This is a genomic window from Corynebacterium sp. MSK074 (assembly GCF_030229735.1).
Taxonomy (GTDB): domain Bacteria; phylum Actinomycetota; class Actinomycetes; order Mycobacteriales; family Mycobacteriaceae; genus Corynebacterium.
The window spans coordinates 289439-301875 of sequence record NZ_JASPIX010000002.1; the positions used below are offsets into that span (position 1 = coordinate 289439).

13 protein-coding genes are annotated in these 12437 nt (G+C 58.7%); 6 read left to right on the top strand and 7 right to left on the bottom strand.

All coding sequences use genetic code 11. The features are described 5' to 3' along the window. Positions 1 to 23: 23 nt before the first annotated feature. Genes QP965_RS03390 through QP965_RS03400 form a run of 3 tightly spaced genes read left to right on the top strand, consistent with a single transcriptional unit; the run spans position 24 to position 2871 of the window. Entirely contained in the window at positions 24 to 806 is a 783-nt protein-coding gene (locus QP965_RS03390) for an electron transfer flavoprotein subunit beta/FixA family protein (RefSeq protein ID WP_284844007.1), read from the top strand. An 8-nt stretch (positions 807 to 814) separates the two neighbouring features. Continuing rightward, positions 815 to 1756 carry an electron transfer flavoprotein subunit alpha/FixB family protein gene (locus QP965_RS03395; protein ID WP_284813932.1) on the top strand — a complete coding sequence of 314 codons (942 nt, stop codon included), beginning with the start codon at positions 815 to 817 and terminating at the stop codon, positions 1754 to 1756. Then, the gene (locus QP965_RS03400; RefSeq protein ID WP_284844006.1) at positions 1756 to 2871 is read left to right on the top strand and encodes a cysteine desulfurase family protein; all 1116 of its coding nucleotides are present in this window, start codon (positions 1756 to 1758) and stop codon (positions 2869 to 2871) included. Before QP965_RS03395 ends, QP965_RS03400 begins: the two co-directional genes overlap by 1 nt. On the opposite strand, the gene QP965_RS03405 is transcribed toward QP965_RS03400, so the two are convergent. Beyond that, positions 2868 to 4037: an HNH endonuclease signature motif containing protein gene (locus tag QP965_RS03405; protein ID WP_284844005.1), complete on the bottom strand. Its 1170-nt coding sequence runs from the start codon at positions 4035 to 4037 to the stop codon at positions 2868 to 2870. The genes QP965_RS03400 and QP965_RS03405 overlap by 4 nt on opposite strands. A gap of 209 nt (positions 4038 to 4246) precedes the next feature. Between QP965_RS03405 and QP965_RS03410 the strand changes: the two genes are divergently transcribed. Next, a complete protein-coding gene (locus QP965_RS03410; protein ID WP_284844004.1) occupies positions 4247 to 5407 on the top strand; it encodes a glycoside hydrolase family 25 protein in 1161 nt (386 codons plus the stop codon). Here the strand turns inward: QP965_RS03410 and QP965_RS03415 are convergent. Further along, positions 5388 to 6224: a spermidine synthase gene (locus QP965_RS03415; RefSeq protein ID WP_284844003.1), complete on the bottom strand. Its 837-nt coding sequence runs from the start codon at positions 6222 to 6224 to the stop codon at positions 5388 to 5390. The two genes, QP965_RS03410 and QP965_RS03415, sit on opposite strands and share 20 nt — an antisense overlap. A 94-nt stretch (positions 6225 to 6318) precedes the next feature. On the opposite strand from QP965_RS03415, the gene mnmA reads away from it, so the two are divergent. Further along, the gene (mnmA, locus tag QP965_RS03420; RefSeq protein WP_284844002.1) at positions 6319 to 7404 is read left to right on the top strand and encodes a tRNA 2-thiouridine(34) synthase MnmA; all 1086 of its coding nucleotides are present in this window, start codon (positions 6319 to 6321) and stop codon (positions 7402 to 7404) included. Here the strand turns inward: mnmA and QP965_RS03425 are convergent. Next, complete coding sequence (locus tag QP965_RS03425; protein WP_284844001.1) at positions 7397 to 7765, bottom strand: PH domain-containing protein; 369 nt, start codon at positions 7763 to 7765, stop codon at positions 7397 to 7399. The two genes, mnmA and QP965_RS03425, sit on opposite strands and share 8 nt — an antisense overlap. A gap of 77 nt (positions 7766 to 7842) precedes the next feature. On the opposite strand from QP965_RS03425, the gene QP965_RS03430 reads away from it, so the two are divergent. Further along, on the top strand, positions 7843 to 8757 hold the full coding sequence (locus tag QP965_RS03430) for a uroporphyrinogen decarboxylase/cobalamine-independent methonine synthase family protein (protein ID WP_284844000.1): 915 nt from the start codon (positions 7843 to 7845) through the stop codon (positions 8755 to 8757). Here QP965_RS03430 and QP965_RS03435 read toward each other — a convergent pair. The 4 genes from QP965_RS03435 to QP965_RS03450 form a co-directional block, all read right to left on the bottom strand. Further along, a complete protein-coding gene (locus QP965_RS03435) occupies positions 8754 to 9875 on the bottom strand; it encodes a DUF8462 domain-containing protein (protein WP_284843999.1) in 1122 nt (373 codons plus the stop codon). The genes QP965_RS03430 and QP965_RS03435 overlap by 4 nt on opposite strands. A gap of 340 nt (positions 9876 to 10215) precedes the next feature. Then, positions 10216 to 11208 (bottom strand): serine hydrolase domain-containing protein, encoded by a 993-nt coding sequence (locus QP965_RS03440; RefSeq protein ID WP_284843998.1) that lies wholly within the window; start codon positions 11206 to 11208, stop codon positions 10216 to 10218. Continuing rightward, on the bottom strand, positions 11208 to 11705 hold the full coding sequence (locus QP965_RS03445; RefSeq protein WP_284843997.1) for an ArsR/SmtB family transcription factor: 498 nt from the start codon (positions 11703 to 11705) through the stop codon (positions 11208 to 11210). Before QP965_RS03445 ends, QP965_RS03440 begins: the two co-directional genes overlap by 1 nt. A gap of 40 nt (positions 11706 to 11745) precedes the next feature. Beyond that, the gene (locus tag QP965_RS03450; RefSeq protein ID WP_284813953.1) at positions 11746 to 12417 is read right to left on the bottom strand and encodes a 3'-5' exonuclease; all 672 of its coding nucleotides are present in this window, start codon (positions 12415 to 12417) and stop codon (positions 11746 to 11748) included. Positions 12418 to 12437: the final 20 nt, after the last annotated feature.

Below are 12437 nucleotides of genomic sequence, written 5' to 3' on the forward strand. Positions count from 1 at the left end.
TATATCGGAAAGGTGAGTGCCCAATGCCAACTATTGTGGCTCTGGTCAAACACGTGCCGGATACGTGGTCTACCAAGTCTTTGAACGATGACCACACCCTGGATCGCACCTCCGTGGATAACGTCATTGATGAGGTTAATGAGTACTCCGTGGAACAAGCCCTGCGACTGCGCGACAATAACCCCGATGCGGGCTACAAAGTCGTAGCACTGACGATGGGGCCGGCCCAGGCCGACGAGGCACTGCGTAAGGCTTTGGCTATGGGCGCCGACGATGCCGTGCTCGTCTCTGATGATTCCTTGGCCGGAGCGGACGCGCTATCGACCGCGTGGACCCTCAACGCCGCGCTCAATAAGCTTGACGACGTCCAGCTGATCACCGCCGGCACCGAGGCATCCGATGCCTCCACCGGCCTGCTTGCCGGCCTTCTTGCCGAATACCGCCAGCTGCCGGCCCTTACCGGCTTGCACAAAGTAGAGCTAGCTGACGGCACCGTGCAGGGCACCCGTGATGACGCGCGCGGCACCTGGGAACTCGAGGCGCCACTGCCGGCGATCGTTACGGTGAACGATAAGAGTGACAAGCCACGATTCCCCAATTTCAAGGGCCTGATGGCAGCTAAGAAGGCGGAAATCACCACCTTCACCCTGGCTGACCTGGGCATCGAGGCCATCGCGCCGACGACCGCTGTCTCGGCTGCTGAGAAGCGCCCACCGCGCACCGCCGGCGAAGTTATTTCGGAGCCCAACCCGCAAGATGCAGCGAAGAAGATCGCTGATTTCCTGTCCGCAAAGAACTTGATTTAGGAGTAGATATGTCGCACGTTTACGTACTAGTTGAGCACGACGCGGACAACCTCCTTCCCGTTACCGGCGAGCTGATTACGGCCGCGCGGGAATTGGGTACGGTGTCCGCAGTGGTCGTCGGCAAGCAGGCCGATAAATTTGATGCCGACCTTGCCGCCCTCGGCGCCGCACAGGTAGTTCAGGCAACGGCCGAGGATTATGAACAGCGTTTCCTTACCCCGGAGGTCGATGCCCTGCATGCGCTTGGCGCTGCGAACCCAGCGCCCATCGTGCTGGCCGCAACTCCGGCCAATAACGAGATTGCCGGCCGCCTCGCGGCTCGCCTCGCCTCTGGCGCACTGGTCAATGTCAATGGCATTGCCGCCGATGGCTCCGCCCAGATGAGCATTTTCGGTGGTTCCTATGAGACCACCTCTACCGCCGCTGGTCAGTGCCCGATCTACACCCTTCGCCCGGGTGCGGTTGAGGCTGCGCCACAGCAGGTGGAGGCACAGCCGGCGCCGATGCCGTTGCCGGCCGCCACGGCTAAAGACGTCAAGGTAACTTCCTTTACTCCGGCTCAGAAGTCCGCACGACCGGAAATTACCGAGGCCAAGGCAGTCGTCGCCGGCGGCCGTGGCGTGGGCGACGAGTTCGGGGCCGTCGTCGAGCCGCTTGCCGACGCCCTCGGGGCCGCAGTCGGCGCCACCCGCGACGCCGTCGATGAAGGCTTTTATGACGCCGCCTATCAGATCGGCCAGACCGGTGTTACCGTCTCGCCTGACCTCTACATCGGCTTGGGCATCTCTGGCGCTATCCAGCACACCTCTGGCATGCAGACTTCCGGCACCATTGTGGTGGTCAACCAAGACCAGGATGAGCCGTTTTTCCAGATCGCTGATCTCGGCGTCGTGGGCGACCTGCATGAAATCGCACCGGCCCTGACCGAGGAACTGAAGGCGCGCCAGTAATGCCGCACTACTTCGACTATGCCGCTACCCAGCCGATGCGCCAGAGCGCGATTGACGCGTGGGTGGCGGCGGCCGGCTCCCTGAATTCCGGCGCGCAGTATGGTTCCGGCCGCAAGGCTCGGTCCGTACTGGATGATGCCCGCGAAAAGGTCGCTTCCCTCCTCGGCTGCGAGCCCATCGAAGTCATTTTCACCTCTTCTGGCACCGAGGCGGACAATATCGCCATTCAGGGGCTCTACGCGGCTGGGCAAACAAACCGCATTATTTCTACCGATATTGAGCACCCGGCCGTGCGCGATACCGTCTCTAAGCTGGAGAAAACCGGAGCAGCTGTCGATATCCTTCCCGTCGACCGTTCCGGGCACATTGCAGATCTATCGGCCCTAGACACGCTTGCCGACGTCGCTACCTGCATGTGGGCCAACAACGAGACCGGGGCCATTCAGCCCATCGAAGAGATAGCCACACGTGCGAATGCGACAGGCACACCCGTGCACGTGGATGCGGTGCAGGCTGTGGGCAAAGTTCCCATCAATTTTTCTGATTTAGGGATCACCAGCCTCGCCGCCAGCGCCCACAAGTTCGGCGGCCCCCGCGGCATCGGTCTGCTTTTGGCCAAGCGCAGTCCTGCTCCCCAGCCGATTGCTTACGGCGGCGGCCAAGAGCGAGGTATTCGCCCTGGCACCGTGGACGTCGCGGGCGCTTCCGGTCTAGCTGCGGCGTTGGAGGAATCAGTCTCCGAAATCACTGCCCAGGGTGAGCGAATAGCTGCTCTCCGCAATAAGCTGCGCGACGGAATTCTCGCCACCATTGATGACGTAGTGATCAACTCTGCTGAGCCGTGCTTGCCTTCCCACCTGCACGTCTCATTTCCCGGTGCTGATGGAGATAGCCTCATCATGTTGCTGGATTCATTGCAGATCGAGGCCTCTACCGGCAGTGCTTGCAGCGCAGGGGTAAACCGCATGTCTCATGTCCTCGAGGCAATGGGTGTAAGTGAGGCGGAAGGAATCGGTTCCTTGCGCTTTACTCTCGGCAGGCTTACTTCGGAAGAGGATGTTGACTACGTCTTGGCTCATCTTCCGGAGATCATTTCCCGAGCCCGTTCCGTCTAGATATCATTCCTTTCCTTCGCCGCTGCCCTCCGGGCGGCGATAGCTTGGCCTACCGTTAGCGCCCAGTTCTTGTTCTTGGGTGCTAGCGGTCCTTGGGGCTCATCGTATTCCCAGCGGCCATTGTCAAAGAGCCACACTATGTCCCCAGTATGCGGATCCATGATGTAGAAGGCACCACCATCGGTCTTGATGTTGTGGTGATGCTGACAGAGTGATGCCAAGTTGCTCCCCGCCGTTTTTCCTCCCTGTGCATGGTCAATCCGGTGGTCCTTTTGGCAGTTCTCTGCGGGGCGATTACAACCTGGCCAGCGGCACACGCCATCGCGGCCTTCCACGTAGGCGCCAACGAGCGGGGGAGTAACGTAGCTTTCGCTCTCCATCCTTTTTGCAAGGTCCATATCCCGCGTCTGGGTGGGACGCAGACTGTCAGCGGTCTCAGGGCTTACCCATCCGAATCCCCGGATAAATGCGGGAGCCGCCTCCTGGTCGTGGGCTCGGTACATGTGAAGAACCACTTTCGTCCTCGACTCTATTTCGCCCAGAATCAGCTTGGCTAGGGCTTCAGCTTTGGTGAGATTATGTTCTTCGGCAGCCTTACTGACGTGTTCATCGATAGCTATCATGGTTGCTTCATCGAATTCGACTGCTAGTCCGGCCTTTCCGCCGAAACTGTGGTAGGTGAAATAGGAGTCGTTCCCTGCATCAGGCTCTTTATCTTCATTGGGGTGTGGGGCCTCCACAGCGATGAGGCCATTTAGTTTTCGCCGCAAATTGGTATTCGAAGGCAGTACCTGGCCGGGCTTCGTGGGGGTCAGGTAACGCGCAAGCTCTTGGTCTATCCGCTCGAGAATTTCGGTCGGGATGTCGCCCAGCTTGCTAAGCACGGCGTCGATAGTAATAAGACGAGAGAAATCCAGGAAGTAATAGGTGTCCTGGAGCGCCTTTGTCAGTGGTAGCTCTGCGAGTCGATAAAGGGCCATTGTTATGTCTCGCGTGCGCCGCTCGCTTAAGCCCGTCCGAGTAGAAAGTGTGTGGCAGGAGATATCGAAATCGTCTTCTAGATCTGGCTTGACCTCTCTCCAGAATAGGTAATCTTGCTTTCTGATTTCTGTGGCTTTAACTGCTATGGGATCGTTGGGGTCATTGACTATGTAGTAGGCTTCCAAGATTAAATCCCCCGATTAGTAGAACTAGTGTACGTAGCTTCATGGTGTTCATTTTAAGCCGTGCCCCGCTCCTTCGCAAGGGGTATGGGCAAAAATATGTTCTAAAGGGAGGTATTCCAAGAGGGGGCGATATGGAAGTAAAGAAAATTATCTCCAGTGGTGCGTGTTAAAGATGTGACAGGAGTGAAGACGTTGCTAGACTCACGCGCATGACTTCAAAGAAGGCACTCCGAAAGAGCATTACTACGGTAGTCACCGTGGCTGCACTAGCTGTAAGTGGTACCGCCGTTGCCCAGGCGGTGAGCTTTGGTGCACCTAAGGGCGTTGACGTGGCGGCGCACCAGCATCCGGGCGGTACGCCCATTGATTGGTCTAAAGTGCGGTCCGACGGCCAGTCCTTTGCATTTGTGAAGGCTACCGAAGGTGGGGACTGGGTAAACCCCCACTATGTACAGGATATTCAGGCGGCTAATGCTGCTGGATTCAAGACCGGTGCGTACCACTATGCACGTCCGGCTGGCGATGCCAAGACTCAAGCGGCCAATTTTGCAGCGCAGATCGCCCTTGCCCCGGATCAGACATTGCCTCCTGCACTTGATATAGAGGTGGCGGAAGGAAAGTCCGCGGCACAGCTGGAGCAGTGGATTGAAGAATTTACTAACGAGCTCAAGCGTCTTACCGGCCGCACGCCCATGATCTACACCTACAAGTACTTCTGGATGGGGCAAATGAATAACTCCCAGAAGTTCTCGGATATGCCGCTGTGGCTCGCGGCCTATCAGGACCAGGCGCCTGAAGCGGTGGGCGGATGGAAGGAACTTTCCTTCTGGCAGCGTTCTGGTTCTGGCAAGGTAGCAGGCATTTCTACCGATGTCGACATGAACCTGTTTAATGGTTCCAAGCAGCAACTGCAGTCCTTCAGCGACGGCAATTACGTTGACGTCGGCGGCGCGCTAGAGCAGCTGGTTGTGAGCGATGGGCTTGACTTGAGCTCCGATAGTACGCCGCTCATCGGCGCTATTTTGGCCCTGGCGGCGGGGCTGATTGCGATTCCGCAGCTTGCCGACGCCGCCCAAAAGTCCGGCCTCGATCCCCAAGCGGCGGAGGGCCTGGCTGGCTTCGTAAAGACCTTGCAGGACAAGGATGCCCTCCCAGTGGAGGACCTAGGCGATATGGCCAAGGGCAACTTCTCTGTCAGTGACCTAGCTATCCTGCTGGACAATGCCGGTCACGTGAACAACGTTAAGTCAGGCAACGTCTCCGAGTCGGAGGTATCGGAAGCTAAGAATGCCGCCAAGAACGCCGGCGCTGACGTTCCCGATTTCGATGCGGGTCAGGTAGCTACGCTGATTAATCGCGTGCTGCAGTAGCACCGGTGAAAAACGCGCGGGTCCAGGACTCGTCTTTGTAATGGGCGGGCACGGCCCCGCCAAGGAGTGCCTTTGCCAGCTGGGCGGCTTCCATGGAGCCCTCGGCTGGCATTTCTGTATCTGAGGCCACCAGGATGATGTTTCCGTAGCGCCGGCCCTTGAGCATCGGTGGGTCCGCGATGACGGAGAGGTGGTCAAATACTTTATCTAGGCCCGCCAGCTCGCTCTTTGCCAGCTGTAGATCGGAATGGTCGCCGCAGTTGGCTACGTAGAGGCCACCCGGCGCCAGCGACTGCTTAGCAGCCTGAAAGAACTCCACGGTGGTGAGGTTGGCTGGTGTCTTGTCGCCGGCAAAGACATCGCGGATGATGATGTCGCGGCTGGACGGAAGGAACCCCTCGGTTTCTTTGCGGGCCTCGCCGGCACGGATTTTGACGGTGGGGGAACGGGGGACGTCGAAAAGCGTACGCACCAATTCGCCCAGCTTGGCGTCCAGCTCCACCACTGTGTGGCGGCTGCCCGGGAGCTTGCTTGCGAAGTAGCGAGGAAGGGAGCAGCCCGCTCCGCCCAAGTGGGTGACGCGGAGCTTATTCGCGGGCCGAGTATTGAGGTGCTCAACCGCCGCCGCAATCCAGCGCATGTACTCAAACTCCAGCTCTTCTGGCTCGCCGAGCACAATATGGCTGCTTGGCACGCCATTAACGTTGAGAATATAGGCACCGTCGCGAAACTCATCCGGCACCACTTCGGCCGTGCCGGTAGAAATGTTGTAGGTGCCGGTGATTCCCGGGTCGGTGGAAGCTCGCTTTCTGCCCATGTCACCCAAGCTTAGGGAATGGATTCGATTTAAGCCGCGTTGGGGCTAGGGAGTAGACTTTCGGGCCTGTAGTCAAGGTGAAATGGGGAGCACAATGCGAGTATTGGTTGCCATGTCCGGCGGCGTGGACTCATCGGTTGCCGCCGCCCGCGCAGTAGAAGCCGGCCACGAGGTGATTGGCGTTCACCTCGCGCTGCACAAAGACGCGCAGCAGACCAGGGAGAAGGCCCGCGGTTGCTGCTCGTTGGAGGATTCGGCCGACGCCCGTCGCATCTGCGATAAGCTGGGCATTCCCTTTTATGTGTGGGACTTTTCGGAGGAATTCAAAGAAGAGGTCATTACGGACTTCGTGGATTCCTACGCCCGCGGCGAGACGCCGAATCCCTGCCTGCGCTGCAACGAGAAGATTAAGTTCCGGGCGCTGCTGCAAAAGGGCATGGCGCTTGGCTTCGATGCGGTTGCGACGGGGCACTACGCCACCCTCGATGAGGACGGCTATATGCGCCGGTCCTTGGACGAGAATAAGGATCAGTCTTATGTGCTCGGCGTGATTTCTGCCGAAGAGTTGGAGCATTGCTTTTTCCCCATCGGCGACACCCCTAAGCCACAGATCCGCGAAGAGGCAGCGGCGCATGGCTTTTCCACCGCGAAAAAGCCAGATTCCTACGACATCTGCTTTATTCCAGACGGTAATACGCAGGCCTTTTTGGGTGCCCGCATTGGGCTACGCCCCGGCATGATCGTGGATCAAGAAGGCACGGAGCTCAAGGAGCACGATGGCGCGTGGAACTACACCATCGGCCAGCGCAAGGGCCTGGACATTAAGGCGCCGGCTGCCGACGGCCGCCCCCGCTACGTCACCGATATTGATGCTGCTACCGGCACGGTTACCGTCGGCACCCGCGAGGACTTAGCCGTAACCTCGATTCAGGCCGATCGCCTGAAGTACCTCCACCCGGGCATGGATGGGGATTTCGAGTGCGAGGTTCAGGTGCGCGCGCACGGTTCCGTAGTGCCCTGTATCGCCCATGTTGACCGCGAGGCGGACGAGATGCGCCTCGAACTCAAGGAGCCGTTATCTGGTGTCGCCCGCGGCCAAGCGGCGGTGCTGTATTTGCCTTCGCCGGACGAGTTGGGAGACATCGTCATCGGCTCCGGCACCATCTGCGGAACTAAATAAGCACGCAGTTGGCGATGAGCCGATCTAGCGCTCGGACATCGATATTGGGGCCAATGTTGATTTTGAATTCGCCGGCCTTGGTCCACAGCTGCAGTTCGGCATTGACGTCAAGGAGCTTTCCCGCGTTTTCCGTGGACCACATGTTGATGGAGGAATAAGGCAGGGAATACATCTCTACCTTTTTGCCTGTCAGGCCTTGCGCATCGCGGATGATGAGGCGCCTATTGGTAAATACGGCGGCATCGCGGACGGTCTTGAAGGCGCAGACAGGATATTCCTGTTCAGCCAAGACAGTGGAGATGTCCTGAGGGATGTCGCACTCGTTGTAGAAGGTCCAGCCGGAGTATTTTTCCACGCCCATAGTAAGGTTCCTTTCCAAGTGATACGTCGCGTATCGAATAGATAATTCTGAGAAATAATACTAGCGCCGAGGTGAATATGGACGCTTTTGGCTTAGGCCCTATGCCGGGATACTCCATGAGTGAGGCGGCAGACATCGTGATGGGCGAGACGGGTGGTTTCCCGCACCTTCCGCAGTTGCCGGACCGCGGGATTCAAGCTGGGGCCATTGGGCGCACAGCGGGCTTATTGGAAGCAGTCTCCATTGACCGCGGACCGCGCTCGTGGGTGCTCAGTGATCGGCCGCAGCTCATCTCCCATCGGATTGGTGACCAGATGTGCCGGGACCTAGACGAGATTCAGGAGGTGTGGGGCGAGTCAGTTCCGCGTGTCAAGGTCCAAGCGGTAGGCCCGTGGAGTTTGGCGGCCGCTGTGGAGTTAGGAAACGGGCACCGCGCGATTACTGATTCGGGTGCGTTCCGGGACCTATGTGGTGCTTTATTGGCCGGAATTCAGGAACACACGGCGCAGGTGGCACAGCGCTTTGGGGCAAAAGTGCGAGTGCAGCTGGACGAGCCCCTGCTTGCCGACGTCCTTTCGGGCACCCTTCCAGGTACCACCGACTTCGATACGATTAGGGCTTTTCCCGCGGACCAGGTCAATGCGACACTGGCGGAGTTTGGCGCGGACTACCTACGGCTTCGCGAGCCACTTTGGGAAGTGGCGGCGAAGACGGTGCTGCTCGATTTTGCCGGTCTGGCTTCTCCAGAGCATCTCGATGGCTTGGGGCAGTGGATTGATGGCGGCGGTCGCGTTGGTCTCGGCGTGGCAGGGCAAGATGCTCGCACGGAGGCTATTTCTATTGCGCAGCATTTCGACCGCATGGGGTTATCGCGGGAGCGAATTCCAGGGCAGGTTGATATCTTCCCGTGGCCGGTGGAAAAGGCCGCGCACAGCTATTCTTTTGCTGCTGAGGTGGCGGGAATCCTCATCCGCGACGCCGGCGATCTTTAATCGACGCGACCGCGGCTATCCGTGGTGGTGAAGAATTCGCCCATATAGGGGATGACGTAGCGCAGCTTGCCATGCGCGGTGGGTTCGATGAGGTCGGCGTCGATAAGCCGCTGGCGGGTGGCCGACAAGGAGCGCACCGTGCGGTCCATGTGGCCCGCGATGTCTGCGATGGTGGCGATGCCATCGACTTCGACTGCGGCCATCGCTTCCAGGAACTCCCGCTGCGCCGGCGGCAGGGCTAGCGTCGCAGGTTGGTGCACCTGCGCGCCCATGATTGATATTGCATCAGGGGCGATTGTGGCGATTGTCTGCTGGGAAATGCCGCTTTCTTGGTTCCGGCGACTGCGCTCCCATGCCAGTGAGCCGACTAATTGCACGAGGTAGGGGTAGCCGCGGGTGAGCGCGGCGGCGTCCGTAATCGCTTCGTGGCTAAACTCCAGCCCTGAGCCCGAGGCTGTATGTTCGAGCGCCTGCTCTGCATTGGCCGGCGACAAGGGGCCGAGCACGAATTTCTGGGCTCGGCGCAGGAAGGTTACCCCGGGCAGGTCCAGCAAGTGGTTGACCCCCTGCGGCAGGCCAGCGGCTACCAAGGCGATGTCGATTTCATCGCGCACCAAGTCTTGGTAGGCCACGGCGATGGTGGTGAGCTCTTCGACGTCGGCGTCTTGGACCTCATCGATGGTAAGGAGGATGCCGGTGCCGTTCAGCTCGGCGGAAAGCTCGCGTAGACGGGTATTCAACGTGGGGGTGAAGCGGTCTTCCTTCTGGTGGTCGAAGCCAATCGATCCTACGCCGCCGATGCCGATGCGGCTGACCTTCTTCTTATCGCTGGGTGAGAGCCGCTCGAGAAGCCTCGGAATCGTGGTGTTGACCAGTTCCTCCACCATGGTGGAGCGCCCGGAGGCACGTAGCGTTACCCAACCGCGCGCTTCAGCAATGTCTTCCAACTCGTTGATGAGGACCGTTTTGCCGATGCCCCTAGCGCCGCTTAGCACCATGGAGCGGGAGGCATTGCCTGCCGAGCCATCCAGGGCGGTGCGGAAACTATCGAGCACGACGCCGCGGCCGACCCAGAACAGGGGAGGGGCGCCGAATGTCGGGCGGAATGGATTGTCCATGCGGCTAGTGTAACCGGTCTTGTCGGAGATTTGGGAGACTTTCGGCTCGAAGTGGAGATTTGGGAGACTTTGTAAGTTTCCTGGTGTGGAGAGAGCTTAGGCCCCAGGCGATGGCACCGATATGGAGAGAGCCAGCGGCTACAAATGCGTACCACCATCCAAAATCTACTGCTCTGTACCACGGCATTGCAATGCCGACGAGCGTAATGATGGCGATTGTGAAGATTGCGTCTATAACCAGCATAGGGCAGGAAACTGGCTTCCTGAGGGTCTTCCATGCAGACCAAAGCTCGAACGCGGTGATAGCGGCAGGGATTAACGTGAGGAGCATTGTGGTTTCCTAAATCCTCTCGAAAAGCGCTTCTGTGAGGTCTTCAGTTCCCGCCGGCGAGTCATTATTTGCGAAGGCTGCGCGATTTTCCTTCGGGTCAATGATGAGCATTGTGGAGTAGCCGTAGGTGCCGCCGTTGTGCCAAAAACTCTTGCCGTCATCATTCTCTTGCCATCCATAGCTAGTGTCGCCATTTTCCATAATCCATGTAGCGAAAGCTGCCATGTCATGAGCGGTGGACCGAAGAGCTCCCGCTGCGGCGGAGCAACCTTCCATTTCCCAAGGTTCAGCTTCTCGGCCTGCGGCTGTGAGTCCGCGAGGGGCATCGTCGGGGACGGAACCTGGTGTCATGAGGTAGGTTTCCTTCATTCCGGCGGGCTTAAGGATTCTCTCGTGGAGCAATTGTTCGTATGGCGTATCGGCAGCGGTTTCTAAGGCGTGGCCGAGCAGTGCGTAGCCCAAATTGGAATAGGATTCTGTGCCACGATCTGCAAGCTCCGATTCGGTTGCTGAATCTACGATGTCTTGTGTGGATACACCTGCGTACGGGTTGGAACCGGTGATGCTAGAGACGGCAGAGGAGAAAGTCATGGCTTTCGCCTGCCTGGGCAATCCTGAGGTGTGATCGAGTAGCTCCCGAATTGTTACGTCGGAGACTGGTGAGTCACCGACCTCGAGGACTTGACCCATCGTGGTGTCGAGGCGAACTTTTCCCTCTTCTACTAGTTGGTGGGCAATTTCACCGGTGAACATCTTGGTTACAGAACCTATTTCTACCTCGGTGTGTTCATTGGCGCCGAGTCCGGCGAAGGTGGCCTTTCCCTGATCAAGTGTGAAGGCGGTGAGGTTGTTGAAACCAGCTTCCGGGTGTTCCCGTAGGTGCGTGGAGAGTTCTGGATCTCCAGTTGCGGTATCGGCCATCGAGATTCGCTGGGGTCCAACAATGAGTAAGAAGGCGGCCGATACCACGGCTACGACGGCGGCGAGGGCTAGTTTGCGCATTAGTGAGCCTCGCTTGCGGTAATGATGGTCAGGAGGGGAACCACTCGGGCAGGGCGAAGTGTGTATTTTCCGCCTGTCTTGGTGGTCCATCCGGCACTAGTAAGTGCGCTGAGGTGGTGGTAGGCCGTGCCGGTAGAGGTGACGATTTCTTCTTCGACAAGTTCTGTGGCGCTGGCCGGTGCGGTGAGGAGTCGGCGCAGGATCTCGCCACGAATGGGGTGGGCCAGTGCAGCGAGGCGATCGAGGTTTTCGGACCAGTCTCCATTGGCTACTGCCCCTGTTGGCCGTTGCCATTGGTAGGAATAAGAGCTCTCGCCGATAGTGAGGTTGCCGCCAAAGATTACGGACCCTTCAGGAAGCTCTTCAGAAGGCTCGAGGGCGTCCGCAAGCCACATCGTGGACTCGCCTGCGGAAGCTTCTACTGGGGCCGGTATGGGTTGTTCGAGCTTGGCGACGCGCTTCTCGAGGGCTAAAACTCGGGATTCTATAGATTCCATGGTTCTAGAATTCCAAAACTCTAGAACTTTGGCAACGGGTTTAAGAAATCAGCGGCCACGCCGTCGAGACATCCGAGGCATCGCGGCCCTTTCCCTCGAGGTATTTTTTAAAAGCGACACGGTCCTCGTACCACTTGACGGCCTGGAACTCCATGAGTTCGTTTTCCTCCATCTGCGCCAGGTTGGGGTAGTGCTGGCGAACCTGCTTCCACGCCACGCGGGCGGCGGCGAGGGCGTCGGCAGTAGCTTCGTGGGCATTGCCAAGCTCAACGCCATAGTGCTCGCACACGGCGCCGAGGGTGCGCTTGCCCTTGCGCCATTTATCGCTGACACGGTCAATCACGTAGGGGTCATAGACCGGGCCGGTCACCGTAAAATCTCCGGTCAGGCTGCGCAATACGGTGAGATCAAATGCTGCGTTGTAGACGATCAGCGTGAGGCCATCCTCCCAGGCGGCCTTGATTGCGTCGACCGTATCTTTTAGAACCTCCTCGTGCGGGCGACCCTCGGCGCGAGCCTTTTCCGTAGTGATTCCGTGGACATTGGTCGCTTCCTGCGGAATTTCGATTCCGGGATCGGCAAGGTGCTCTACTTTTTGCACATCGCGGCCGTCAATGCGGACTAGGGCAGAGGTAACAATGCGGGCTTCTTTAGGGTTGGCCGAGGTGGTCTCAAGGTCGAAGGCGAGCATGCGGGAGGCGTCGAAATTCATGATCCATACCTTAGTAGCTA

What these genes read in the sequence shown, in the direction of transcription:
- QP965_RS03395 (WP_284813932.1), top strand. Translation starts at nt 815, where the DNA reads ATGTCGCACGTTTACGTACTAGTTGAGCACGACGCGGACAACCTCCTT.
- QP965_RS03415 (WP_284844003.1), bottom strand. Translation starts at nt 6,224, where the DNA reads ATGGGCAGAAAGCGAGCTTCCACCGACCCGGGAATCACCGGCACCTAC.
- QP965_RS03450 (WP_284813953.1), bottom strand. Translation starts at nt 12,417, where the DNA reads ATGAATTTCGACGCCTCCCGCATGCTCGCCTTCGACCTTGAGACCACC.
- QP965_RS03435 (WP_284843999.1), bottom strand. Translation starts at nt 9,875, where the DNA reads ATGGACAATCCATTCCGCCCGACATTCGGCGCCCCTCCCCTGTTCTGG.
- QP965_RS03410 (WP_284844004.1), top strand. Translation starts at nt 4,247, where the DNA reads ATGACTTCAAAGAAGGCACTCCGAAAGAGCATTACTACGGTAGTCACC.
- QP965_RS03445 (WP_284843997.1), bottom strand. Translation starts at nt 11,705, where the DNA reads ATGGAATCTATAGAATCCCGAGTTTTAGCCCTCGAGAAGCGCGTCGCC.
- mnmA (WP_284844002.1), top strand. Translation starts at nt 6,319, where the DNA reads ATGCGAGTATTGGTTGCCATGTCCGGCGGCGTGGACTCATCGGTTGCC.
- QP965_RS03440 (WP_284843998.1), bottom strand. Translation starts at nt 11,208, where the DNA reads ATGCGCAAACTAGCCCTCGCCGCCGTCGTAGCCGTGGTATCGGCCGCC.
- QP965_RS03390 (WP_284844007.1), top strand. Translation starts at nt 24, where the DNA reads ATGCCAACTATTGTGGCTCTGGTCAAACACGTGCCGGATACGTGGTCT.
- QP965_RS03400 (WP_284844006.1), top strand. Translation starts at nt 1,756, where the DNA reads ATGCCGCACTACTTCGACTATGCCGCTACCCAGCCGATGCGCCAGAGC.
- QP965_RS03430 (WP_284844000.1), top strand. Translation starts at nt 7,843, where the DNA reads ATGGACGCTTTTGGCTTAGGCCCTATGCCGGGATACTCCATGAGTGAG.
- QP965_RS03425 (WP_284844001.1), bottom strand. Translation starts at nt 7,765, where the DNA reads ATGGGCGTGGAAAAATACTCCGGCTGGACCTTCTACAACGAGTGCGAC.